Below are 25,067 nucleotides of genomic sequence, written 5' to 3'. Positions count from 1 at the left end.
CGGCGTCGCTCCTACCCGCGTCGGCCGGTGGTGTCACCGGTGGGAACAGGGACGGATGGCCGAGGACAAGCGGAGTATGGGGCGGCTGCTGATTCCGCGGGACGATGGGCTTCGTCGTAATAATTTCAATACGTTGCGACTTATTTTGGCGTTGCTGGTCGTGTGGTCGCACAGCTTCGCCATCTGGTATGGCACGGAGCGGGACGAGCCTCTGTCGCTGCTGCTGAACGGCGTCTACAATGCCGGCAATATCGCCGTTCTGGGCTTCTTCACGATCAGCGGTTTCCTGATCACCCTGAGCTGGCAGCGGTCGAGCACGGCCGGTTCCTATCTCGCCAAGCGCATCGCCCGCATCATTCCGGGCTATTTTGTCGCGACGCTGGTGTCGTCGCTGGTGGTCGTGCCGATCCTGTCCGGCCTGCCGTTCGGCAGGATCACCGGCCAGGATGCGCTGGGCCTGCTTTCCAATCTCTGGCTGCGGAATTTCATCGTGCCGGCGCCCGGCTACGAAGGCGCGGTCAACGGTTCGCTCTGGAGCATCCCTTACGAATTCTGGTGCTATCTGGGCATCATGGGCCTCGGACTGGCCGGCCTGCTGCGATTTCGCATTCTCCTGCCGGTGGCCGCCATCCTCGTGATGCTGACCCGCACGATCCTCGATCTGCTGGGGAAGCATCCCGGCGGCGGACTGATCGAGCAGGTGATCGGCTATCCGTATCTGTGGTTCGTGGTGCTGCCCTCCTTCCTCATCGGGGCCGCCATGCTGCTCTATCGCGAGCATCTGCCGCGGAGCGGGGTCGCGGCGGCCGGGCTCGTGCTGTTGACGATCGCCAGCGCGTGGGTGCCGCTCCCGGGCGGATGGGCCGGGGCGCAGACGCGTCTGCTGCTGCCGCCGACCCTTGCCTATGCATTGTTCCATGTGGCGTTCCACCCCCGCTGGCAGCTGGGCGATGCGGCGCGCTACGGCGATTTCTCCTACGGAGCCTATCTGTACGCTTTCCCGATCCAGCAGATGCTGAAGGTCGGCCTGCTGGCGGCGGGAATCCGCTTTTTCCCCTTTTATGTGGTGACGGCGATGCTGGCCTCGCTGGCGGCCGGCGTGGCGAGCTGGTTTCTGGTCGAGCGCTGGTTCGAACAGCGCAAACGAAAGCGCAAGCCGAAGCCGCTCGAGGAAGAGACGCTGCTCGCGGCCCCCTGACGCGAGCGACGCTCCGATTGAAAGAGGCGGGCGCATCCCCATCTGGCAGCGACGAATCAAGGAGACGGGCGGTGGCCGAACAGATCGCGACGCTGGCGGGTGGATGTTTCTGGTGTGTGGAGGCGGTGTTCAACGACGTCGCCGGCGTCACCCAGGTGGAGAGCGGCTATACCGGCGGGCATGCGGTGGACCCGACCTACAAGCAGGTGTGCAGCGGCACGACGGGCCATGCCGAGGCGATCCGCGTGCATTTCGATACGGACGTGATCGATTATGCCACGCTGCTGGATATCTTCTTCCACACGCATGACCCGACCCAGCTCAACCGGCAGGGCAACGACATCGGCACGCAATATCGCTCGGCCGTGTTCCCCACCTCGCCCGAGCAGGAGGCGGAGGTGCGCGCCGCGATCGAACGCGCCCAACCCGATTGGCCCGCGCCGATCGTAACGACGATCGAGCCCGATGCGCCCTGGTATCCGGCCGAGGATTATCATCAGGCCTATTGGGAGAGTGAAGGCCAGAGCAATCCCTATTGCCTGGCGACGATCCCGCCGAAGCTGGCCAAACTCCGCAAGAGCTATCAGGCGCGGCTCAAGGCGGGGCTGGTGGCGTAGGGGGGAGCATTGGCATCGTCATCCCGGACTTGATCCGGGATCCCGCTTCTTTCTCGCTAGCCAGAATAGCGGGACCCCGGCTCAAGGCCGGGGTGACGTGGGACAGAAAAAAGAGGCGGCGGTCCGCGGGCCGGGTGGAAACACCCCGCCGCAGACCGCCGCCTTCTTTTTTAGTGGATCAGCCGAACAGCTTGGTCGCGACCTCGGCGACCTTCTCGCCCTGGTGGCGGGCGCCGCTCAGTTCGATCTCGCTCGGCTTGCGCGAGCCGTCGCCGCCCGCGATCGTGGTGGCGCCGTAAGGAGCGCCGCCGACAATCTCCTCCAGCGTCATCATGCCCTGATGGCTGTAGGGCAGGCCCACGACCGTCAGGCCGAAGTGGAACAGGTTGGTGATGATCGAGAAGAGCGTGGTCTCGTTGCCGCCATGCTGCGTGGCGGACGAGGTGAAGGCCGCGCCGACCTTGCCGTTCAGCGCGCCGCGCGCCCACAGGCCGCCGGCCTGATCGAGGAAGGCGGCCAGCTGGCTCGGCATGCGGCCGAAACGGGTGGGGGCGCCGATGATGATCGCGTCATAATGCTCCAGATCGGCGACCGCCGCGATGGGCGCCGCCTGATCCAGCTTGAAATGGGCGCCCTTGGCGATCTCTTCGGGCACGGTCTCGGGCACGCGCTTGATATCGGCCGTCGCGCCGACCGAGCGGGCGCCTTCGGCCACGGCCTCGGCCATCGCCTCGATATGGCCGTAGGAGGAATAATAGAGAACGAGAACCTTCGCCATGGTGACACTCCCGTTGGGTCGGGAGCGTCATGCCATGGCATGGCTGTTCGGGGGAGTGCGATACGATCGACGCTGGCGTTCGAAAGAGTCGAAAAGCGCCGAAAATCCGTCGGGCGGTTTACTGGCGCGGGTCGTTCGGGCGACGCAGGTGGGGCAGGTCGTCCCGCGTCAGCACGCCGTCGCCATTATGGTCGAGAGACTTCATCCGCGCGTCCGCCGCCGTGATGAATTCATAGACCGTCACGCCGCGATCCAGATTGGAATCGGTTGCCAGCACCGGCTCGGGTGCCGCGATATAGCTGTAGCGGCCCGCGCCGAGGCGGGTCGGGTAGGGCGCGTCGGTGACGTTGCCATCGGAATCGACCTTCACCTTCGAGGGATCGCCATAGGTGTTCATCACCCGGATTTCGGGGGCGATGTCATTCTCGTAATGCTCCAGCTCGATCGGGCCGATCACCTTGTCGTGATCGGTATCCAGCAGATTGAAGAAGCGCATCGCATCGGCGCGGAATTCCTCGCGCGTCATGCGGCCGTCGCCATTGGCATCGGCCTTGCGAAACCACAGTTCGGCGCCGGACAGATCCGTTTCGGAGCGGAACGGCTCGCCCATCGGGCTGATGAATTCCTTCGGGCCGGAGAGCGGCGTCATGTCCGCCAGCTCGCGGCCGCGAACGGTGATTTCATCGGAGGCCGGCGCGGAGGGCGCGGCGGGGTTGGCCGGTGGCGTGGGCGCCGCTGATCCCGCGGGCGACGGCGCCGGGGTGGCGGAAATCGGGGGCGTCGCCGGGCGCATCGCGGCGGCCGAGGGCTGAGGCGTCGATAATTTGGGTGCGGAGGGTGTCTGGGCCGAAAGGGCGGTGCCGGCCATCAGCAGAGGACAATGCAGGGCCGCTCGCCATAGCCCGGTCCTCGATCCGCTCATCATTCACCTTCCGACATCTGTTCACTGGCGGGATGCGCGGATGCGACCGCTTATCCCTGCCTGCGCCCTACTCGCATCGTGGCGGAGAGGAAGGGGTTGGGCGCCGCAACCGCCGAAAAAACCGAAAAGTGCGATGGGCCGAGCCGGGTCGCGCATCGAGCGTCGCACCGGCAATCGGGCAGAAGCAGGAGAGACATGGTCGGGGAGACAGGATTCCAGACCGAAATACCTGCCCCTTCGACCCACGGAAATCCGCGGTTTTTGCGGGATCGCGAAGCCCTTGTGTGTGGGTTGTGTGTGTTGGTCAAGTGCCATCCTGAAACCGGCCAACAAGGGCCGCTGATGACACCCTCGTCGCGCTATAAGTTATGCGAATACGAGCGCTTGCGGGTGGCGCCGAATGGGCAGCGCTGGCTGCACCGAACCGCGTCTCGGTTTGGGTTCCGGCGACCGTGTGCGGCGGCAGACCCGTATTCGATCCCGGACCGCTATAAGTCACGGTTTGCGGTCAGAATGATCGATAGCGGGCAGCGCTATCGATCACCGAAATGGGTTGCCACTTCGGCATGGCGTTCGGCGATCTCGGCGACCGACACCGTTGTCCCTGCCTCCGCTGCGATCTGGGGCCAATCGCTGAGCGCGGCTCGTACTTCGTCAATGATCAACGCGATTGCCCGGTTGGACAGGCCGTGCCGTCGCCCCAGCGTCATCACCTGAGCGCGATTCGGCGCTCGCCCTTCGCCCTCTACCGCGAGGTAATGTTCGCCGCCCGGTCCGTTGGAGAAGGTCAGGTCATAGGCTGGGGCGAGGCGCCAATCGCCGGCTGCATCCTGCAGGAAGCTGTGTTGGCGCGTGTGGTCGTCACGATTGTGCGCAAGGATATTGAAGACCATCCGGCGGAAGGCTTCTTCGACGTCGGCGGCATGGCGGGTGATCGCCATCGTCGCGCGGAGAAACATATCATAGTCGATCGATGGCATGTCGGCACGGGCCTCCAGCGCACCGGCGAGCGATATCATGTGGAGGCGTCGGCCTGGCGCAGGTCGGTCGAACCGGCGCGTCGCGAAATAGCCGGGCCCGGTCTGGGCCGGAAGCAAACGGGACGCAGCCATATCGATGCCAGCGGCGCGGGCCATGCGGGCATAGGCCTCTTCGATGGGGCCGATATCGATCGGATCGACAGTGGCGCGAAATTTCACGATCCAGTCTTCGTGGCCAGTGTCGCCTTCGCCACTCAACGTCCCGTCCGGCGCGATGCCCAGATGGATCTTGGGCCGTGCACCGCCAGATGCGCCGCCGAGACGGGCAAGCGTGTCGATCTGCGCTGGATCGTTGCCGAGCAGCAGCACACGCGACTCCTCGGCCAGCGCGTCTAGATCGATCGTGCCGACATCCTCGGTGGGAGTCGTCGCCGGCTGATAGACCAGTGCGCCGCGCCCCGTTTGGCCGACAAGGGCGAGCCGGTCCACCGCGCTGAGCGTGTCGATACGGACGCCCAGCTTCTCCAGTCTCCGTTTCATCAGCATCTGCCCCCACGCGTCGGGCAGACTGTCGGACAGGAAGCCATGAAGGCCGTCAAAATTGCGCCCGCGTGCTGCGTGGAGACCGGGTTCCGGGGGATAAAGCAGTGGGTCGATCCGCCACCGCTGATCGACGACAGCCGCCGACCATTCGACCTGCGCCAGTCCATCCGCCATCGCGAGGCGGCACACGGTATCCGCGGCCTCGCCTTCGTCGAGCATCAGGCCAATATCGAGGGGCGTGCCGGGCGCGAGTTTCATGACGCCCGCGATGCCGGTGCGCGCATGCGCGGCTTCGGCTTGGCGGCCGCCTTCTGCTGATCAAGCAGCGCGTCCATCGATGTCGCCGGCGGCGCAGGAAATAGCCCGGCAAGATCCTGCTCGCAGCGCAACGCGACCGCAGCGCGAACGAGATCCTCGATCGAGGCGTTGCCCTCGGCTTCGAGCCGTCGCCACGTCCGATACGCGATGCCGGCGCGCGCTGCTGCATCGGTCTGGGTAAGCCCCATGTCGAGCCGGCGGCGCTTAATCCGATGCCCTATGAGGGTCGTCAGTTCGAGAGGCGTTTCTAACATAGTCCTTATATGGACGATAATAAGAGAATAATCAATAAATCGGCCATATATGGACAATGCATCAGCCAGCGTCGCGGCGGGCGAGCCAGAAGCCAGGTACGGCCTCGGCAAACCGCCGCCTCTGGTCAGCGTTTGCGCCCAGCGTCACGACCATCAGGGAGAATGGCGTGTGCTGGCCTTTTCCGTCCGCCTTCAGAAATCGCACGCGGCCTCTCAGGAGATAGATATCGGCAACGGTGCTAAGCGTATCGTGAAACCAGGCCGAGTCGGTTCTGACAGGGGCGAGGAACACGACCGTCTCGACGTTCCCCGCATGCCATTGGTCATGAGCGCGACGCAGCCATTTGAGTAGCGCCGAGAAGGGCGGATTGACGAACGCGAGCCTGCCTGACCAGTCATCGGTGAGCCCATCGCCACCGTCGCTCAGCAGAATACGGCAGCGCGCGACTACAGGGCTGAGAAGGTGAGCGCATGGGTCGAGATCGACTTCGCCGAATGCCGAGTAGATGGCGTTCATGAAGTCTGGCGGGGTGAATCGACTGTCCCGGTCGAGTTCGCCCGCGTATCCCCAATATGATCGTTCGGGCGAGCGGCGACGGGCGTTCGGCGCTATTGCTTCGAGCAGACGCAGCAGGCTGGCAACCGATCCACCTCCGCGCTCGAGACTCGCGATCGTCGTGCGCGACAGCCCCGTCATGGTTGCCACTTGGTCGAGTGACATGCCGCGCCTCAGCCGTCGCGTGCGCAATTGTTCGGGCAAGGTCGCGCCCGCTCCGACACCGGCCAGGCGAAAGTTCAGCGCCTTCATGGCCGCGATCAACGTTGGGACTGCCCCCACGCCCTTTTCCATCCGCTTGATGGCCTGGGCATCGGTGTCCAATAGCTCTGCCAACGCCCGCTGAGACAAACCCGCCGCCAAGCGAGCAGCGCGAAAATCATAGATCAAAATCTGATACCAAATGAGCTCATATTCTGGTCGTAGAATTGCACGGTTCGCCCTTCCGGCCAAGTCTCCTAGACTAGCGAATGCCTTGGCCTGCGCTCCTGGGAGCGATAGCCTTACAAAGGCGACAAGCTGCCTTCTTATCCAAGCCGCACCAGCGTCACCAACGTGTCCTAAAAATGTTTGATCAGCCTCAGTCGCTGCATTTCGCAGCCCTGCCATTCGTCCATCCTCGCGGCACTTTTCTGGAATGACGGGTGACGTCGGATTGAATCGGAGATAGCTGTGAACCAGGGAAAACAATGGAACCGGATTGCGCCAGGGGGCTGCGTTGAAAATCTACGCCGTATCGATCGATAACTTCCGGGGCATCAGTTCTACGAAGCTGGTTCTGCCTGACCACGCCGTCCTCATCGGCGACAACAATACGGGAAAATCCTCTGTCCTTGAAGCAATAGACCTTGCGCTGGGTCCGGATCGACTGAGCCGGCGCCCGCCAGTCGACGAGCATGATTTTTTCGAGAGCAACTATCTCGCTGTAACTCCAGCGGTGCCCGAGGAAGGCGCTGAGCCGGTTGAGGGCGCGGACGCGGCCCCCGGTGAGGCGCCGAAAATCACGGTTGAAGTGACCATCATTGGCCTGTCCGAAGAGCAGGAGGCAAGGTTCGGCGGGCATGTCGAGTGGCTCAACGTCGCAACAGGCGATTTCTTCACCGATGCCAATCCGGCGGGGGTCGATGAAGTAAACATCAAGGCCGCGCTACGTGTCACCTTCATCGGCGCCTATGACCCGGACGAAGACGATTTTACCGGCAATACCTTCTATTCGCGCAGCTTGACCGACGGCGACAAGCCCGAGCCCTTCTCAAAAAAAGATAAGCAACATTGCGGCTTCCTTTTCCTGCGCTCGCTGCGCACGGGGTCGCGCGCGCTTAGCCTCGAGCACGGCAGCCTCCTCGACATCATCCTGCGCCTGAAGGAAATCCGGCCACAGATGTGGGAAGGCACGATCGGTACGCTTGCCGGCATCGACGTCGCAAGCGATCCGGCGCTCGGCATTTCCGGCGTGCTCGACAGCATCGACAAGTCGCTAAAGAAATATGTGCCGCGCGAATGGGGTGTGAAGCCGCACCTTAAGGTGTCGAACCTGACGCGCGAGCACCTGCGCAAAGTCGTGACCGCCTTCATCGCGACTGGCGACGGTACCCACGCGGCGCCGTTCTTCCGGCAGGGCACCGGTACGATCAACATGCTGGTCCTGGCGATGCTGTCGCAGATCGCCGAGGACAAGCAGAACGTCATCTTCGCGATGGAGGAGGTCGAGACGGCGATCCCGCCCTATGCCCAGAAGCGGATCGTACACGAGCTGCGCAAGCTGGCGGCGCAGTCGATCGTCACGTCCCATTCGCCCTACGTCCTTGAGGAGTTCAAGCTGGACGAGACGGTGATCCTGTCACGGGACAACGCGGGCAAACTGAGCCAAGCGCAGATCGCGTTGCCCGATAGCGTCAAGCACAAGCGCTACCGTCAGGAGTTTCGTACCCGCTTCTGCGAGGGGCTTCTGTCCCGCCGCGTGCTGATCGCCGAGGGAGCGACCGAGGCCAGCGCCTTTCCCGTGGCCGCGCGCCGGCTGTCCGAGCTTAATGCCGCGACCTATGCCTCGATCGAGGCACTGGGCATCTGCATCATTGATGCAGGGACCGAGTCGCAGATCGCGGACCTGGCGGGGCTATATAAGGGCCTCGGCAAGCGGACCTTCGGACTATGCGACAAGCAGACCGATCCGGCGAAGGCGGCGATCGAAGCGCAGGTCGAGCGGCTCTTCATGCACGATGAAAAGGGGATCGAGGATCTGATCCTCAAGAATACGACCCAGGAAGCGCTCGAGCGGTTCTCGGATGCGCTCGACTGGCCGCCGCACATTCTCGGCAAATATCCCGATCCCAAGGCCAATCTGATCCCGGCGCTCAAAGAGTATTTCGGTTGGGCCAAGGGCAATTGGGGCATCGCCGATTTTCTAGGTCAGTGTTCCGAGGCTGAGATGCCATCGTGGATCCGCGACGCGTGCATAACGCTGAAGGCCATTTGTGATCCGCCGCCCGCGCCCGTCGCGCCGCCAGCGCCTCCGGTCCCGCCGCCACCGCCAGCGCCGCCAGCGCCGCCGGCCCCGCCCGCGCCTCTGGCCGGAAATGGTGGGCAGGCCGGTCTCGGGCCCGCTGCTTAGAGGGCGCCATGGTCGACCTGACGCTGGCGCAAAAGGAAGTTCTAACCGCGGATGGGCCCCAGCTCGTCGTTGGCGGTCCCGGTTCGGGCAAGACCACGGTGTCGATCCTGAAGGCGGCTAAGATCGCGCGTGAAAAACTGCGGCCTGGGCAGCGCATCCTTTTCCTGAGTTTCGCGCGCGCAACCGTCTCGCGCGTTTTCGAGGCGATCGACGAAGAGCGGTCGGTCACCAAGGAGGAAAAGAAGCGGATTAAGGTCGATACCTATCACTCCTTCTTCTGGCGTATCCTCAAGGCCCACGGCTATTTAGTTGGGTTTCCGCGGCGGATGACGATCCTGACGCCGCCGAACGAAGCGATCGCGCTGTCGTCGATCCGCAGCGGCTTCAAGGCCCCGTCGAAGCTGTCGGACGAGGAAAGATCGCAGAAGGCGGCATTGGAAGTGGCCGAACGCATGCGGCTCGCGACCGAGGAAGGCAAGGTCTGCTTCGATTTGTTTGCCGAGCGCGTGGCCATCCTGCTGCACGGTTCGGCCAAGGTGCGCGAACTCGTCTCGACCATGTATCCGTTCATCATCTTGGACGAATTTCAGGACACCAGCGCCGAGCAATGGCGCGCCGTCGAGGCGATCGGGAAGAGCAGCACGCTGATCGCGCTGGCCGATCCCGAGCAGCGCATCTTCGATTTCATCGGTGCCGATCCCGAGCGGCTGAACCACTTCAGGGCCGCGTTCACGCCGTCAGAGCACGACCTCGCCGGCGACAATCACCGCAGCAAGGGCACCGATATTGCCATCTTCGGCAATCATCTCCTCACGGGCAAGTTTCGCGACGAACCCTATCAGGGCGTGGAAGCCGAATGGTTCGCGTCGAACCCGAACCAAGCCTATGCCTCGCTTGTTGCTCAGGTGCTGAAGGCCCGGCAACGGCTCGTCGCGCTAGGCCAGCGCGAGTGGTCGCTTGCGATCCTGGTCCCTACCAAGCGCATGACGCGTCTGGTGTCTGACAATCTGCGCGCGCCGTTCGGAACCGTGCCGCCGATCGTTCATACGGCGGCCGTAGATATGGAAGGACCTATCCTAGCCGCCGAGGTGATCGCGTTCCTCCTGCAGCAGCGCAGCCATAATGGCTGCTTCGACGAGTTCGTCGACGTGCTTTGCAGTTTCTTCGACGGACGCGGCGGCGCGAAGCCGACGAAGGGCGACCTGGCGGAAGCCGGGCGGTTCAGGTCCGCGCTGGAAAAGTGGAACGAGTGCCTTGCAAAAGGCAAGGCGACGCCAAGCAACAGCGTCCTCCAGCCGACTTTCGCCGTGCACCAAGCTGCGAGCGCCTTGGTGCTGACCGGCCAGCCTGATGCCGACTGGACGGCGGTTCGTGCTGTCCTCGAGGCGGGTGGCTGCAAGCGGCTCGTGGAGGTTGCCCAAGAAGCCCGTAACGTTCGCTTGCTGGAACGGGGCATGCAGCTCCGTCAGAGCCTCTCGCAGGATTGGCGCGACACCGGCGGCTACAAGAACGCCTTGGCCATCACGCGTCAGTCATTCGTTCAGGAGCATTTCGCGACGGCGCACAAGCCTGAGTCAGGTGTTGTCGTGATGAACATGCACAAGGCTAAGGGTAAGCAGTTCGACGAGGTCATTATCTTTGAAGGCTGGCCGAAGCGGGTCAAAGGCAAGATCGTGGGCAACCCAGATCGGATCGTCGGCGGCAATGTGAGCGCCGGCCCGATGACGCAGGCGCGCCAGAATTTTCGCGTCAGCGTGACCCGCGCGAAGATCCGAACGACGATCATGTCGCCCAAGGACGATGTCTGCGTTCTGCTGATCCCCGTGGAATAGAGTTGAGCGGTGAGCGTTGGCGATCTGAGTCCGGGTGGTTTCATGAGACAACCCGAATGACTGCTTTTGTTAGATTGCGACGTTCGCGCCACTAGAAGCGTATGTCGCTATCTGGTCGCCAGCCGACTCCGAACGAGCGTCATTCATCCCCGCAACCTGGCTTCGAACCGAACGGTCGCCTACCGGCACCTAAGATATCGTGCCGACAAGCGCAGCTTGAGAGGGGTCATATATCACGCCGACCAGCGTTCCGTCGCCGATCCGCTCAACGATCTGGTCAATGACGGGCAGCGGCACCAGAAACCACTCCCTCGGCCGGACGGGTTTGCCGAAGCGATCGGGGATTGAGATGTCGAAGCGCACGGCATCCAGCACCCGGTGGATGAGGGCCTCAAGGCGCGGACGGTTGATGTCATAGAGCTTGTAGGTGGCGACGACGTCCACGTCGGCGAGCAGATAGGTGGCATCGTCGGCAGCGCCTGCGATGCGGGCTTCGACCGAGCCGCCGGTGATGCCGATCTTGTGAACCAGGTCGCGGTTCGCCGCGATGGTCGGATGCGTGGAGCGACTGCGCAGCACGTAAAGCGTGCCGGTTGCCAGCTGTTCGGGTTCAAGCTGGGCCGCTTGGGCCTCGGAGAAAAGCGGGCCCGCGTTGGGCTCGCTCACCCAGCGTCCGCCCTTGTCGGGTTCATAAAGAGCGCGCTGCAGCGACCGAAGGAGCAGGTTGCTCTCCGTGCCGTTGGAATAGATCACGCGCAGGCGGGCGTCGGTTTCGCCGTTGGGGGCCTTCTGGGGATCGCCCACCTCCGACACATAGGCCAGCTGTCCGCCGACGATGAAAAATTCGCCGAGCTTGATGTCGGCCTTCGACATGCCGAGGTCGCGCACGAACGGGCGCGTGGTGCGGACGCCAGCTTCCAGATCGGCCTGCACCGCATCGAACAGCGGCTTGAAGGCTGCGAAATCCTCGCAGCGCTTGGCGCTGGCAATTTCTTCGGCCGCCTGGCGGTCGGCATTGGAGCGGACATTGCGGAGCTGGGTGATGTCGTCGGCCGCTTCCGCCGCGATGCCAAGTTCGGCCAGCAGCGCGCTGTCGTCGAGGCCATCGACCGGCGCGGCGACAGCCACATCGTCCAGCAGGCCATGCACATCCATGTCCGCCAACAGCGCGCGGCAATCCGCCTGCGCGCGCAGGCGGTCGAGGCGGACGGCATAGAGCCGCTCGAAGATATCGCGATCTTCGCCATGCTGCGGTGCGCGCCCATGCTCTTCGCGGAACTTCACGATATCCTCGAACCCCGCGATGATGCGTTCTTCACGCGGAGTGCGCGCTCGTACTTTTTTCGGCGTCAGGTCTACGCCCAGTTCGGCGAGGATATCGTCGTCGGTCATTTCAGCCATTGGCGGTGGCTGCCTTCTGGCGGAAGCGGGCGAAGGCAGCGACGCCCTCGGCCAGCTGTCGCTCCCACGGATCTTGCGATGTCGCCTCGGGCGCGCGCCCGCGCTCGCGCTTCCACTGGACGGCTCGTACCGCGAAAGCGCGGGCCTCCTCCTCGGTCAGCGTATTCTTGCGGGCGGAGATCGCCGCTTGCACCTGGCGCAGCGTGCCCTCGTTCATCGCCTTCGCGAGGATCGCATAGGCGGCGTCGAACGGGTTGATGCGGTCGATCAGGTCGATGTCCAGCTCGCGCACATTCATGAACTTCCGCACGCCGTCGACGAACGAGGTGTTGGCCTTCAACTCGCCGTTGGAATCCTCGGTCGCTGTCTCGGTCACGATCTTCGCGGCCTGCTGGGTGATGTTGAGCGCGGCGATGGCGTGCTGGCGGATCGCCTCCTGATCCGTCTCGCTCATCTCGGGATACCGCTCGCGAACGATCTTGCCCATGCGAACCTGGGTCAGTTCCTCCGGCACCACTTCGGGATCGAACATGCCGCGCTCGATCGCCTGCTTGTCCTGGATGAAGCTGGTGATGACCTCGTTGATGTCCTGCTCGCACACGCGGCGCGCCTCGGGCGTGGTCGGCTGCACCAGATCCTTCAGCTCGAAATGGAACTGGCCGCGTTCCTCGTTGAAGCCGACGTTGGTGCGGCCTTCGACATAACCGTCAGGGCCATAGTCATAGCCGTCCTTCGGCCCAGCATCCTTGGGCGTGAACTCGAAACGCGGCGCCAGCACCTGCTCCATCAGCAGGCTGGCGGCGATCGCCTTGAGCGTATCGTTCACCGCCTCGGCCACCACGTCGTCGGCGGCAGCCGGTTCGGCGATCAGGTTGGTGAAGCGCGCTACGGTCTTGCCCGGCGCGTCGCGGGTCGCACGGCCGATGATCTGGATGATCTCGGTCAGGCTGGAACGATAGCCGACAGTCAGCGCGTGCTCGCACCAGATCCAGTCGAAGCCTTCCTTCGCCATGCCCAGCGCGATGATGACGTCGACGTGATCGCGATCCTTGCGCGCTTGCGGGCTCTTCAGCGCGGCCGACACGCGATCGCGCTTGGCTGGATCGTCGTCGACCAGATCGGCGACCTTGATCGTCGTGCCCGCCGCCGTCTCGATCAGGTGGAAGCCGGTCGTCTCGTCGGTCCCCTTCCACTTGCCGAGGTGATCCATGATCTCCTCGACTTCGCGGTGCTTGTCCTTCGTGCTCTCCCGGCTGTTGACCGAGGGAATGTGCACGATCGTCTTCACCGCCGGGTCGAGCAGGGTGTTGATCTTGTCGACGTATCGGCCGGTGTAGAAGCTATATGCGATGTCCAGCGTCTTGAGCCACTGATAGCCGTTGAGCTGCTCGTAATAGGTATAGCTGACCGTGACGAAGCGCGCCTCGTCCTCGGGCGTTAGCACTGCCACGGAGTCGCCGCGGAAATAGCTGCCGGTCATCGCGACGAGATGTACTTTGTCGCGGGCGATCAGCTGGCCCAGCTGGGCACCCAGCCGGTTGTCGGGATTGGCCGAGACGTGGTGGAACTCGTCCACCGCGATCAAGCGGCCGTCGAAGGCCTCGATTCCCAACTCGTCGATGGCGAAGCGGAAGGTAGCGTGCGTGCAAACGAGCACCTTGTCGTCGCTGGCCAGAAACTCGCCGACCGCCTTCACTTTGGACTTGGCGACCTTCACATCGTCGGCGCCAGGCGTGTTGCACAGGTTCCAGTGCGGCTTGACCGCCCAGTCCCAATAGAAGCCGCCCTTGGTCAGCGGCTCATCGGCGAAGCTGCTGCCGATCGAACGCTCGGGCACGACGATGATCGCCTGCGAGACGGGCTGATTATGTAGCTTGTCGAGGGCGATGAACATCAGCGCGCGCGACTTGCCCGAGGCGGGCGGCGACTTGATCAGCAGATACTGCTCGCCGCGATGGGCATAGGCGCGCGCCTGCATGACGCGCATGCCGAGTTCGTTGGCGCTGGAGGATGCGCCGGTCTGCGCGGTGACGAGGCGGACGGCTGGAATTGAACGGCTTTCGGTCACTGGCTTGCCCACTCATTTGCTTTGTTCATTCCGCTTTCCCATGCCTGTTCGATGGCTTCGTCATCCGCCAGGAAGAATTCGCCACCCAGAGATTGCCCGTGTGCAACCAGCACACGCTTCATTTCGGTTTCCCCTTCGATAGCGGCACGCGACTTAGGGAATGGCATTGCTCCAACGTGATCGTTCGACCGGAACACCCGCCATGCGAAGGCCCCACGCGGTAGCGCACGATTGTGATCGTCGCACCGGCCTATCGGCGTCTTGGAGACACCTACCTTGATGATCTTTTGCAGACCGGCATCTCGGCCAAGGAAAGCTGACGTGTCGCCGTCGAGGGCCAGAATGTAGAGGCTTTTTGGTCCCTCGGCCTCGCGTACCACGAATGGGGATTGAGATACTGGTCCCGGCTTGCTCGGCACCAGGACATCGGCTCCCTTGCCGAAGGCGGCTTCAAGGATCGGGATCTCGCCGAATACCGGCACTTCCTGCAGATCGAGGTCCAACAACTTGAGAGCTTCGGCAGCGGTCAGCGGCATGCCTTGGGATCCGATCGCCTGACCGCGTCCTGGGGTATAGGTCTCGTTCGCAAAGTCGGCGATAGGCGGACGGGTTTCCGGCGCGACACGCCAGGCGCGCGTCGCCTTCACGCCCAGATCCCACTTTCCGGCAGACTCTGCGGACTTTTCCTTCGCCGTCCAAGCCACAGGGGACATGAACGCCTTGGCGTTGTTGACCCGGTGGCTGCACTGAAGCACGCCAATAACCTTGCCTAGTTCATCCTGTGCCGCGGTGCCGGTTCCATACACAACGACGAGAACCCCTGGTTCACTGCGCGTGATGAAGCCTTTCCTCTGGCCCGGGGTGCTGAATCCCAAATAGCCCCAACTTCCTGGGTCGAACCCGTAGAAACTCGTCAACCATACGTTCGGCGGGTCGCGCCGGATCGCGTCGAGCGGATCCATCATGCCGCCTTGCCTTTCATGTTCTTGCCCTTGGGCGCGGCGTTGGCGGTCATCTTGGTGTAGAGGTCGAACAGCTTTTCCAGCCGTTCGGTGTCGTTGCGGAAACGGCGGCCGATATAGATGCGCTCCAGCACCTCGTCATTCTCCTCATGCGCGCGGCGCAAATCGTCCGGCATCGCCTCGGGGTCGTAGAGGTCGGCGATGGTCGCGGGGAAATGAGCCTCGCGGGCGAGCAGGATGTTCTCCGCCGTGCGTGTGAGATCGGCCTTGTCCTGCGCGGTGAGCCGCGGGACCGGGAAGGTATTCCAGCCGAGGGTGTTAGAGTAACGAAAATCGGTCTTTATCTTGCCGCATACAGTTGCCACCCAAACAAGATGAATTCGCGACGCATAAACCGCAGCCTCGAAAAGTCTGTAATCTGGGAGTGCTATAGCACTGTCAGCAATTACAACATTCTCTCCAACTATATCAAATGGGAGATATGGCCTATCCTCCGCACTATGGCGCGCAATCAACATCGAGCGAACAGATCGGTATCGCCTCTCGCCAAATGCGTGAGGTGAGCTTGCGAGTTTTTTGGTGCTTTCTCGTTCACTTGCCTCTCGGTGCCGCTTAACGCGTGTGATGCGATCGCGTATAATTGGTATGTCAGATGCTGCATTTACTTGATCATCATTGATCCAGATACAAAAGCGGCGCTGGCCATGTATGACGTCACGACTACCGATAAAAGGGCGTAGGAAGCGTGCTGTTCTTGGGTCCGATCTCTCGAATGCGACATAGTCGCTGGAATCAATAAGGAGACCGCCTCCGTCGTTCGGCATTGATCCAAATTCCATATCAGACAAATCTGAAATCGGACGCGAGCGACTGTCGACGACCACCTCACTATTTGGACTAAGATACGGTCCAATAGAACGGCAACTCGTGGCTAGTCCATTGTCAAATATAATCTTTAGAGAATCGGATCGCGCTGAAATTCCAACAACGGAAACAGTGACAGCTGCCTTCTTTGCCGCCAAATTACGCCACAGAAAAGAGGGGTGAGCGAATGAAATCTCTAAATCGCTTCCCAATATCGCTGGCCAGTATGACGCAACTTGTCGACCCTGATTAACACTATTAGTAGTTACGAATGCAAATCGACCACCGTCGGTGCGAATGAAAGCGGACGCGCTCAAAAACCATCCGATGACATAGTCAGCCGATTTTATTGACTTGAGTTTAGATCCGGCAACGATCTCAAGATCTCGCTTTTGATCTGAGGTCTGATCCTGACTTCCTTTGTATGGCGGATTTCCGCAGATATAGGTTTCCGCTTCCGCGCTATCTTCTAGCCCATTTGCCTCCAGCGCCAAGCGCCCTGTTGGGCCGCCCAGATCCTGTTCACCGCTGCTTGCTGCCCCTGCACGCGGGCACACCTCCCGCCAATCGAGTCGCAACGCATTGCCGATCGTAATCTGCCCGGTCTTGTGCAGCGGTAGCACCATCGCGCGCGCCTCCTGCTGGCTGAGATACAGGCAATCTGCCTGGAACTCGGCGATTAGCAGTGCAAGGCGGGCGATCTCGGCGGCGAAACCCTTGATCTCGATGCCGTAGAAGTTGGAGAGCGGGATGACGCTGCGGCGGTCGGCCAGCTTCAGGTTCTCCTCGCCGCCCAGCTTCGCGACGATCGCCGCCTCGATGGCGCGCATTTCCTTATAGGCGATAACAAGGAAATTACCGCTGCCGCAGGCCGGATCGAACACGCGGATGCTGCGCAGCCGCTTCCGCAGGTTGCGCAGCTTCTGCTTGCTGTCGCCCGCCGCCTCCAGCGTGGCCCGCAGATCGTCGAGGAACAGCGGGTTCAGCACCTTTAGGATGTTGGGCACGCTGGTATAGTGCATGCCCAGCTCGCCACGCTCGCCATCGTCGGCGACGGCCTGGATCATCGATCCGAAGATGTCCGGATTGATCTCCTTCCAGTCCAGCTCGCCTGCGCGCAGCAGGTACGCGCGCGCTGTGCGGCTGAAGCGCGGGCTGTCGGTCGCGCCGGTGAACAGGCCGCCGTTCACATAGTGGAATTGGTCAGCCCAGGATTTCACGCCGGCCTCGCGTCGAGCAGCTCCGCCATCGCGGGTGTCGATGTCCATCGTCCGGAACAGTTCGGTCAGCACTTCGTGCGTGTTGCCCCACTGCTCGTCGCCCGTGCCATGACCGGCAACGCTCATGCGCGATACGGTGTTGGTGAAGAGGTTCGCCTCGAAGATACCCGTATCCTCGGCGAAGAAGCAGAAGATCAGGCGCGCCATGAACTGGTTCAGCTCGTGCCGACGCTCCTCGGTCGCCCAGTCCGGATTGTCCTTCAACAGCTCGACATACAGCTTGTTGAGCCGTCCCGTCGCCTTCACGTCGATGGGGTTGTTCTTGATCTCCTTGACGGTGGAGATGCCCGCCAGCGGCAGGAATGTCGCGAAGTGGCGCGGCAGATCAGCATAGGCACAGGCGATCACGTCGCCGACGACCAGATCCTCGGCCTCCACCGTATCGCCATCGGTGGCGAGGATGAACTTGGCCTTCTGTGCCGTCGTCTTCGGGCTGGCGCGCAGCGCGGCCAGCGTCGCGCCGACCTCTCCCGCCGGCGCCACGGCGATATGGATATTGCCGCGCCAAAGCACGCCGCCGGCCACGTCGGACTGGTTCGAGTCGCCCTTGCGCAGCCGCTTGAGCGTGGTGTCCCGCGCGCTGAAAGCCGCGAGAAACTGGAAGGCGAATTCCGCGGCGTCGAACGGCTGGAGGGCAAGATCCGATACGGCTTCTTCGATTTCGACGGCGTTCATGATCAACTGCTTCCCGCGGACGGCCGCGGCTCCATCCAGCTCAAATTTACGATGGGCTGACCCTAGCCATTCAGCCGGAGTTGGTCATCATCATGTTGATACGGAGGGGCGATTTTTGCTCCTGCATCACGTTCCCGGGGGTGGGGGAATCTGATGCCCCGCCGCGCGCATCTGGTCGACGCCGCCGCTCTGGTGGCGCGATGCGCTCAGGCACTTCGGGATCTGCCCCGTCCCGGTGAGGCACGCGTCACCTTCGAACTGGCCGAGATGCTGATTGGCCGCGACGGCGTCACGCCCGAGAAGGTCGGCACCTCGCAACCGCAGCGTCTGGCGGCCACGCGCCTTGATGTGCCGGACCTGCTCGGCGAATTGCAGAACCGCACCGAACTGCCCCGAAAGGTGCTGGCCGATATCCTCGTTCAGTCCGGGCGACTCGCCGACGCGGCGGTGAACCCCTCCGCCTTCGTCGATGCGGTGACGGCGATCATCCAGGCAGGCAAGCGGCTGATGATGACCGACGGCATCGTCTACAAGCCGCTGGAAGAATGGTGGGCGCAGAACCTGTTCGCCGCCGAAGCGGACGTGCCGCTTGATCGATTGGTCGCGGTGGAACACGCGCCGCTGGATCACATCGTCACGGATTCGAACATCGAGGCGGAACTGGCCAAGGCGCTCGACATCAGTGGTGCGATCAAGGTGTTCGCCAAACTGCCGCAGGGCTTCAAGATCACCACGCCGCTCGGCACCTACAATCCGGACTGGGCAATTGTTCGCCAGCATGACGATCGCGAGGACGTGTATCTGGTCAGCGAGAGCAAGGGCGATCTGAACACGCTGCGCGAAGCCGAGAAGGCGCAGATCGCCTGCGGCAAGGCGCATTTCGAGGCTCTGAGCATCCCCTTCGTGACCGCGACAAATCTGGAGGGGATACTGACGCAAGCGTGATGACGGCGCGTGTTGGCGGTGCGTGTTGCGGGCGCCGCTGACCGTTTCCGGATAATTCGTGTTCATGCCGCGTCGGTGCCGTGGCTGCAGGCCCATGTTTCCGGATAAATCGCTTTCATCGCCGGTACGGATGGAAGGTACTTTCCGGATAAATCGTGTTCATCCGTATTTGCAGGTTTCATCGCCGCGGTCGCCAACAGCCTCAAAGCCGCTCTGGAGGGGCCTAGAGCCGCGCATTTTCGATTTATCCGGAAAAGTTGGTAGCGTGGGGGCGGATTCTTCAATTCAAGCGCCGCGCAACGCCACCGAATAGACGGGTGTCGATTTTTCCGAAACGCTGAAAGCGAAAAAACACCCAACCTTTTCATATGGTTTTGGCGCGCGAAAGATGAAATGGATTTATCCGGAAGGTAGGCGTGTGATTTATCCGGAACCTCGCGACAGCGCGTCCGGGAAAATAGCTTTCATCACGACTTGCGCTTCAGATTGCGGAATAATCGCGAGCCTTTTTTATTTATCCGGACTATGGAAAAGGCCATTTCGGACCTTCATGCCCAAAATGGTCTCGACGACGACTGCCAAGTCGGCGAAAATTGCAGGCGCAATACCGCTAACGTTACGCAGAGAAGCGTAAAGTTAGCGAGGCGCAATACCTCTAAGTTGACGGGTGCCCCGTCAACTTAGCTGCACCCTCCGCTCCGCGTCGGAATGGCGTCAGTCGGCAAAGCACGACTTCCGTCGCCGTTGCACGGCTCAGGGCGGCCCGCTCCAGCGGACCTTGGGTTGCGCCATCCCTGCGGTCGGCGCTGGCTCATCCCCCCAAGCTCATTTCTGTCTTCGGCCCCGGCGGGACCTGCGATCGATCAGGCGTTCGGGAAAAGCCGTATGTCGCGGCCACCGCTCCTGATCGGTCCGTGACCGCCACCCGGCGGCACGTCTTCCAACAGGAGACTGGCCATGCGCCGAGGGCAGCAGCCCCAACGCGACGCGTTCAACGAGCACGCGATCGTCGCCTATGACATTGAAACCATCGTCGATGACGAACCCGCCGACGGATCCTTTCCGCCCTGGCCGCGGCACAGGCCTGTCGCGGCCGCATTCCTGACGGCGAAGTGGACGCCGAACGGATATGCCTTCGCGCTGGACACGCTGTCCTGCCAGCCCGGCACGGAGGAGGCGTTTTACCGCAAGGTGGACGAACTCCTGCCCGCTGGCGCCACGGCAATCACGTATAACGGGCGGGGTTTCGACATCCGATGCCTCGCGCTGCAAGCGAGCCGCTGGGTCCCGGACTTCAAATTGCCGAACCTGGCCCGGCAGGCCGCGTCCGGACGATTCGACGGCGCACATTGCGATCTCGCCGACGCGTATTCGGGGTTCGGCGGCACGCGTTCGGTCGCCATGGTCGAGCTTTGCAAGGCGCTCGACATTCCCTGCAAGATCGACGTGGCGGGCAATCAGGTTGGGGTGCTTTGGCGAACCGGCCAGCGTCAGGCCGTTCGCGAATATGTCGCTCAAGACGTGATCTGCACGGCCGTGCTCTGGTGGCATTACATCGCGTTCCAGAAATCGGATGAAAAGCTGCTGACCCTGCCGCTGGCAGAACTGGTCACCTGGATTCAATCCGAACCAGGGCTGGCCCATCTGAAGCCCTTCGCGGAATGTCGACCCGCCCAACTTGCGCTGAAGAGGGCGCCGGCGCTCCGCGTGGCTGCGGCACTTGCAGACGCGGAGCTTCGCGTCAGCCAGGAGCGGGATGAGGCGGCGTTCGCAGCCGGCGACGCCACCCCATTCTGACCTATCCGGGCGGCTGCCCGGCTTCACCTCCAACATCACCATCGCCGCAACGTCGCCGTCAAACGGCGGCGCGGCGGCGTGCGTCCTGAGGACAATATGAAAATGAACGTCACAACCTATGTCGCCATGACCGCTGTCATGGTGGCGATCCCGCCATCGGCTGGCGGCACCTACCCGGCGGGGCGGCAACTCGTCGGCCTCTCCCTCTTCGTCGCAACGCAGTATGATTTCGAGCGGTGGCGCTTCGCTCTTCACCGCCGGATGGTCCTGGCCGGAGAATCCGAGGCACCGCTGCTGGAATGGGCTGCCGATCTTTTGCCGGCGGACGCGATACTGATCGGCTGGAACGTCGATCACGCTCTGGTGCCGCTGCTGCTCGACGCAGCCGAGACCGCACCGCCGGTCGTCGCGCATCACTTTCTCGCTCGTCTGCACCGGCTGTTGCGGGGCGGTGTTGTCGATCTGAGCCTCCCCCGCGGTGGTGCCGGGGCGCCGCCGCTGACGGCGGTGGCAGAGGAGATGGCGATCCGATCGCCGTATCTCGATCGCGAAAGCGTCCTCAGCGCCTGGGCCACCGGCGACACCGATCAACTCGGCCACGATCTCGCCGACGAGGCGCTGGCGATCTGGCGTGTATTCGTCCGCACAGCGGGGCTCGCCGGCATCGGTGCCGAGGCTGCCACGGATGACTGGATGCGGCGGCGCAGGCGGATGCGGGTCGTCACCCCCACCGGCAGCAGGTCCTAATCTTCAGCCAGAGAAAGCGGGAACCGCAGGTGAGCGGAAAAATCCCCGGCCGAGAGGCCGTCCATCAAAAGGAGTACGAGATGACGCATCCCTACATCAAAACCGGTCAGTCATGGTCTTTCGCCCTGGCAATCTTGCTCGGCTATCCGATCGGGAAGCCGGCGCGACACACGGTTTCATTTTCCTCTAGCGGTCCGCGAGACGGCGAGAAGGATCTGCATCTTGCGACCGTCGCGCTCGAGGCGCAGCGCGATTTCGTCCATCTCACCTTTGCCGACCTCGAGGCGACCGAGCCGTTAGAATTCGGAATGGCCTTGCTGGGCATCGACCGCGTCCATTGGCTACCTAACGCCCGCCTGTTCGCGGCGGGCGACAAGGCGCCGCTCGAAATGCTCCACGGCGACAAAAGATGGCGGATCGACGAGCGCAATCAGCTCGTCAGCCACAAGCTGCCGGCGCGACATCTCATCCCGCGCGGCGAGCAGGTCGCATGGCAGCGGCTGCGCAAAATGGCGGCGGCACTGGCCGATCTCGAGGTGGTCGACGGCAAGTTCATCAAGCTGGGGGACACCTGTCGCGATGCCCATGATCTCGCGAACCTAAGGGTCGCCGCCTGAGCGCCACCGTCTGCACCGCATGAACCCCTCTGACGCCGCCCCTTGTGGGCGGCGTCGGCGTTTCCGGAGACAAGAATGTTCATCGATCACGAACAACTGAAGGCCGCCCGGCGCGAATTCGTCGTCCGGCCGCGCGCGATTTCGCGCACCGAATGGCCGGATTTCAAAATCCGTCCGGTATCCGAGGAATGGCGATATGTCGGGCGCGTCCCTGCGTATCGAACGATGACCGCCAACGTCGCTTACATCTGGCGCGACAGCGCGCCGGTCGACAGGTTCGGTCCGATGCCGGCGCGCTTCGCCGAACGACGGTGCGAATTGAAAGCGGCAGGCCTCGCGCTTCCCGCGACCGCGCCGCTCTGGGCTGTGACCAATCCGTATCAGATTTGGGAGGAGGCAGACCAGGTGACGGTTGCGTCGGGTAACCCCGCCGATCTGGCAGGCTGGCACGTCATGATGGAGATTCCGAAGCACAACCGCCCGGAGAATTGGCGCTGGATGGTGGAGGGCTTCGTCCAGTCGCAGTTCGTCGCAAAGGGAGCGGCGGTGGCGTGGGCGATCCACGCTTTAGAAGGCGGAGATGGCGACTGGATCATCCCGCCGCACGCCCACCTGATCGTCACTGGCAGGCACTGGCGCCATGATTATCGGCGTGGCCGCCGCCATCCGAACTGGATCGCCAGTTGGGCGCAACAGAAAAGAATGGAGTTTGCCTGGCGGCGGCGCTGCGCGAACCTGCGGGACATCGAGAGCGCGGGATTCACGGTCAACGACCGTTGGCCCGGATTCGGCTAATTCGAGAGACAGAAGGCGAAGGGTGATGCGGCGGGGCTCCGCCGCATCACCATCATTGTCAGCGCTGCTTCTTCCCCGCGTCACTGCGCACCTGTCGGATACGGGATGACCCCACCCGGGATCGTTGATTCAGTGGCAGAAGTCGGATTGGACTGGGATCAAGGTGCTTGGAGATTTCCGGAACGTAGCGCTTCATGAACTCAAGTCGTTCTTTCAGAATGACCTCTTGACCCTCGGTTCTCTCTCTTTGCGAATAGTTTTCCGCGTTCGTCCCCCGCCTGGAATGCCCCATCACGTCGGCTCGCAGGATTTCATTGACCCCGTCGACCTCGTAAAAACTGCTGAACAGAGAGCGGAGCGAGTGGATATCTGCACCCTTGCCGTTGATCGGTTCCGGCAAAGGCATGCGGTCGGCGATGTATCCGACCATGTGCTGCCAAGCCCGATCATAGAAAAACGCGCCGCCGCGCTTTTCCGCGGTCGCATATAATTCGGGGAAAAGGGCGACGTGCTTTTCCTTGGCGATGGCCCGCACGTAATCCGCGAAACCCAGTCGCATCACTTCTGATGGGATGGGTAGAAGGCGGTTGCGAGCTTCGGTCTTCTCGCCGGCCTTCTCGCCATCTCGGCCTCGCGTCAGATTATCTCGGATGTGAAAATGAGGCGTCTCATGGTCGAGGATGACGTCCTGTAGTTCAAGGCCGCAGATTTCCTCGCGGCAGGCCGCGCTGTAATACCAGATCAGCGGCGCGAAATAGGCCGCATCGTGCCAGATGACCGGATTTCTGGCGTCGTTCTTCAATCGCCGCAGAGCGCCATCGTTGCCTGTGTAGATAGGTGATTGAAATAGGCAGGCGATATGCCCCTTCGTCCACGGGGGACGCGCGTTGCCGCCTCGCTTTATCCTCACCCGGGACTTGCCGAAATTGAGCACGAGCGCCTCGGAGTGTCGCCCCTTCCAGCTACCCATCTCAAGGTGCTTCGACACGGTCTGCATCACGCTGAGGTCACGATTGAGCGTCTTGAGGTGGCGCTTTTGAGAGTCCTTCGGCTCTGGCAGCTTGGCCACAACCTCGGCGAACGGGCGCGTCATGGCTCCTTTCGTCAAGGTTCCGAAACGGAACCCCTTTGGAAGTCGCAGTATCCCATTCTGGAATTTGGCGACGTCGAGGTGGTTATAATCGCCCAGCATTTTGTCGCCGGTGATCCAGGCGAAGGTCTGCATAATTCGACGCGATTGCGACAGGTCGCGTTTCCAAATTCCCTTTCGTTTCAGCTCTGCCAGCACCTCCTCGATGATCTCGCTGAAGCGTCGCTTGTCGTGAAGCAGAAACTGGCAATCCTGTTCACCGGGAACGGTTGGTGTTAATGCCACCGCCATAGGGGGCTGGACGTTCTGCACCGCGCTGACCATCCTCGGACCGAGTTCGGCGGTCAGGGCGGCGGCGGGAACGGGCGCCCCGCAAATCTTGTCGTCAAAAGCTCGCTGCGCCAATTCCGCGCCCCTGCCCATGCCACGAATGATGTGGGTTCGGGCCGGCTCAAGGTTTCCGGAATGCACCGGCGCGCCGACGGCTCGCAAAATGGCGGCCACACGGTCGTCGCCGAGGTTGGCAAGAATCTGGGCGGCGTAGAAATCCGCCCCGTCCAGGTGTTGGTACTCGCCCGGATCGGGCGGACCCTCACGCCATGACGTGGCTGGACTCAGCGGTCGGTTCGGTCGCCGAAGGTTTCGGCATGCCGCAGCGATCTCTGCGGCGACATCCGTCACAGCGTCGGACCAAGGCGCGTTCTTGTAGGCGTCGTCCAGCAGGCTGTTGAGCTCTTCCTCAAGCGCCAGCCGGAAAATCTCGTCGATCTGTTGCCCCGTCAGCGCGGGGCCTGTCTCCAGCATGCGTTCAACCTTCGCCTTCACGATCACGAAGCAGGCCGACAACATGGCGGCACGCCTCCGGGCCGCCTTGGGATCGGCGGTTCGCAACGCGATGGTTACGGGCTTGGAGATAAGATTTCGGAAATGAATGCGGCGGCGGAACACATACCGGCCGTCAATTCGGTCGGCATAGGGGATGCGGCACATAGGTCTTCGCCTTTCCGCATGTGCTGGCGTTATGTGCGTGGATTATGTTTCCAACACACCGGCCGAGCCCATGCTAAGAGGCGGATTTCCTTCGCAAAAAGCGATAAAGTGGTCGGGGAGACAGGATTCGAACCTGCGACCCTCTGGTCCCAAACCAGATGCGCTACCAGGCTGCGCCACTCCCCGAGGTCGGGCCGCGCCTTATGGGTTGGCTACGATGAGTGCAA

Annotated in this window: 19 protein-coding genes and 1 tRNA gene; 9 read left to right on the top strand and 11 right to left on the bottom strand. The window is 62.4% G+C overall.

The window, feature by feature from the left end; translation table 11 throughout:
• Nucleotides 1-133: 133 nt before the first annotated feature.
• Both HL653_RS00360 and msrA read left to right on the top strand, forming a co-directional pair.
• Nucleotides 134-1,198, top strand: coding sequence for an acyltransferase (locus tag HL653_RS00360; protein WP_253717397.1), 1,065 nt, complete (start codon nt 134-136; stop codon nt 1,196-1,198).
• 71 nt (nt 1,199-1,269) lie between these two features.
• The gene (gene msrA / locus HL653_RS00355; RefSeq protein WP_171742740.1) at nt 1,270-1,815 is read left to right on the top strand and encodes a peptide-methionine (S)-S-oxide reductase MsrA; all 546 of its coding nucleotides are present in this window, start codon (nt 1,270-1,272) and stop codon (nt 1,813-1,815) included.
• 178 nt (nt 1,816-1,993) lie between these two features.
• On the opposite strand, the gene wrbA is transcribed toward msrA, so the two are convergent.
• The 5 genes from wrbA to HL653_RS00330 all read right to left on the bottom strand — a co-directional run bounded on the left by wrbA (nt 1,994) and on the right by HL653_RS00330 (nt 6,556).
• Nucleotides 1,994-2,593, bottom strand: coding sequence for an NAD(P)H:quinone oxidoreductase (wrbA, locus tag HL653_RS00350; protein WP_171742739.1), 600 nt, complete (start codon nt 2,591-2,593; stop codon nt 1,994-1,996).
• Between the two features lie 118 nt (nt 2,594-2,711).
• Nucleotides 2,712-3,461, bottom strand: coding sequence for an EF-hand domain-containing protein (locus tag HL653_RS00345; RefSeq protein WP_171742738.1), 750 nt, complete (start codon nt 3,459-3,461; stop codon nt 2,712-2,714).
• 587 nt (nt 3,462-4,048) lie between these two features.
• A complete protein-coding gene (locus HL653_RS00340; protein ID WP_171742737.1) occupies nt 4,049-5,296 on the bottom strand; it encodes a type II toxin-antitoxin system HipA family toxin in 1,248 nt (415 codons plus the stop codon).
• The gene (locus tag HL653_RS00335) at nt 5,293-5,544 is read right to left on the bottom strand and encodes a helix-turn-helix transcriptional regulator (RefSeq protein ID WP_253717396.1); all 252 of its coding nucleotides are present in this window, start codon (nt 5,542-5,544) and stop codon (nt 5,293-5,295) included. Before HL653_RS00335 ends, HL653_RS00340 begins: the two co-directional genes overlap by 4 nt.
• A gap of 127 nt (nt 5,545-5,671) precedes the next feature.
• Nucleotides 5,672-6,556 carry a DNA N-6-adenine-methyltransferase gene (locus HL653_RS00330; RefSeq protein WP_171742736.1) on the bottom strand — a complete coding sequence of 295 codons (885 nt, stop codon included), beginning with the start codon at nt 6,554-6,556 and terminating at the stop codon, nt 5,672-5,674.
• Nucleotides 6,557-6,884: 328 nt separating this feature from the next.
• Here HL653_RS00330 and HL653_RS00325 point away from each other — a divergent pair, with 328 nt between their 5' ends.
• Together HL653_RS00325 and HL653_RS00320 are read left to right on the top strand one after the other, a co-directional pair.
• Complete coding sequence (locus tag HL653_RS00325; RefSeq protein ID WP_171742735.1) at nt 6,885-8,777, top strand: ATP-dependent endonuclease; 1,893 nt, start codon at nt 6,885-6,887, stop codon at nt 8,775-8,777.
• Nucleotides 8,778-8,785: 8 nt separating this feature from the next.
• On the top strand, nt 8,786-10,609 hold the full coding sequence (locus HL653_RS00320; RefSeq protein ID WP_171742734.1) for a UvrD-helicase domain-containing protein: 1,824 nt from the start codon (nt 8,786-8,788) through the stop codon (nt 10,607-10,609).
• A gap of 189 nt (nt 10,610-10,798) precedes the next feature.
• Here HL653_RS00320 and HL653_RS00315 read toward each other — a convergent pair whose 3' ends face one another.
• The 4 genes from HL653_RS00315 to HL653_RS00300 are packed head-to-tail and all read right to left on the bottom strand — an operon-like array spanning nt 10,799 to nt 17,859.
• Nucleotides 10,799-12,010: a GIY-YIG nuclease family protein gene (locus tag HL653_RS00315; protein ID WP_171742733.1), complete on the bottom strand. Its 1,212-nt coding sequence runs from the start codon at nt 12,008-12,010 to the stop codon at nt 10,799-10,801.
• Complete coding sequence (locus HL653_RS00310) at nt 12,003-14,078, bottom strand: DEAD/DEAH box helicase (protein WP_171742732.1); 2,076 nt, start codon at nt 14,076-14,078, stop codon at nt 12,003-12,005. The genes HL653_RS00315 and HL653_RS00310 overlap by 8 nt, the downstream gene beginning before the upstream one ends.
• On the bottom strand, nt 14,075-15,043 hold the full coding sequence (locus HL653_RS00305) for a hypothetical protein (protein ID WP_171742731.1): 969 nt from the start codon (nt 15,041-15,043) through the stop codon (nt 14,075-14,077). The genes HL653_RS00310 and HL653_RS00305 overlap by 4 nt, the downstream gene beginning before the upstream one ends.
• Complete coding sequence (locus HL653_RS00300; protein ID WP_171742730.1) at nt 15,040-17,859, bottom strand: class I SAM-dependent DNA methyltransferase; 2,820 nt, start codon at nt 17,857-17,859, stop codon at nt 15,040-15,042. Before HL653_RS00300 ends, HL653_RS00305 begins: the two co-directional genes overlap by 4 nt.
• 153 nt (nt 17,860-18,012) lie before the next feature.
• Between HL653_RS00300 and HL653_RS00295 the strand changes: the two genes are divergently transcribed.
• The 5 genes from HL653_RS00295 to HL653_RS00275 all read left to right on the top strand — a co-directional run bounded on the left by HL653_RS00295 (nt 18,013) and on the right by HL653_RS00275 (nt 22,760).
• Nucleotides 18,013-18,804: a hypothetical protein gene (locus tag HL653_RS00295; protein WP_171742729.1), complete on the top strand. Its 792-nt coding sequence runs from the start codon at nt 18,013-18,015 to the stop codon at nt 18,802-18,804.
• Between the two features lie 957 nt (nt 18,805-19,761).
• Nucleotides 19,762-20,601: a hypothetical protein gene (locus HL653_RS00290; RefSeq protein WP_171742728.1), complete on the top strand. Its 840-nt coding sequence runs from the start codon at nt 19,762-19,764 to the stop codon at nt 20,599-20,601.
• Between the two features lie 78 nt (nt 20,602-20,679).
• Complete coding sequence (locus HL653_RS00285; RefSeq protein WP_171742727.1) at nt 20,680-21,348, top strand: hypothetical protein; 669 nt, start codon at nt 20,680-20,682, stop codon at nt 21,346-21,348.
• An 80-nt stretch (nt 21,349-21,428) separates the two neighbouring features.
• Entirely contained in the window at nt 21,429-21,965 is a 537-nt protein-coding gene (locus HL653_RS00280; RefSeq protein ID WP_171742726.1) for a hypothetical protein, read from the top strand.
• Between the two features lie 75 nt (nt 21,966-22,040).
• Complete coding sequence (locus HL653_RS00275) at nt 22,041-22,760, top strand: MobA/MobL family protein (RefSeq protein WP_171742725.1); 720 nt, start codon at nt 22,041-22,043, stop codon at nt 22,758-22,760.
• A gap of 58 nt (nt 22,761-22,818) precedes the next feature.
• On the opposite strand, the gene HL653_RS00270 is transcribed toward HL653_RS00275, so the two are convergent.
• Together HL653_RS00270 and HL653_RS00265 are read right to left on the bottom strand one after the other, a co-directional pair.
• The gene (locus tag HL653_RS00270; protein WP_171742724.1) at nt 22,819-24,840 is read right to left on the bottom strand and encodes a hypothetical protein; all 2,022 of its coding nucleotides are present in this window, start codon (nt 24,838-24,840) and stop codon (nt 22,819-22,821) included.
• A 109-nt stretch (nt 24,841-24,949) separates the two neighbouring features.
• Nucleotides 24,950-25,026: transfer RNA gene (locus HL653_RS00265), tRNA-Pro, on the bottom strand.
• Nucleotides 25,027-25,067 lie beyond the last annotated feature (41 nt).

Origin of the sequence: Sphingomonas sp. AP4-R1, from assembly GCF_013113735.1 — a bacterium.
GTDB lineage: Bacteria > Pseudomonadota > Alphaproteobacteria > Sphingomonadales > Sphingomonadaceae > Sphingomonas_I.
This window is presented reverse-complemented; position numbering and strand designations above follow the sequence as displayed.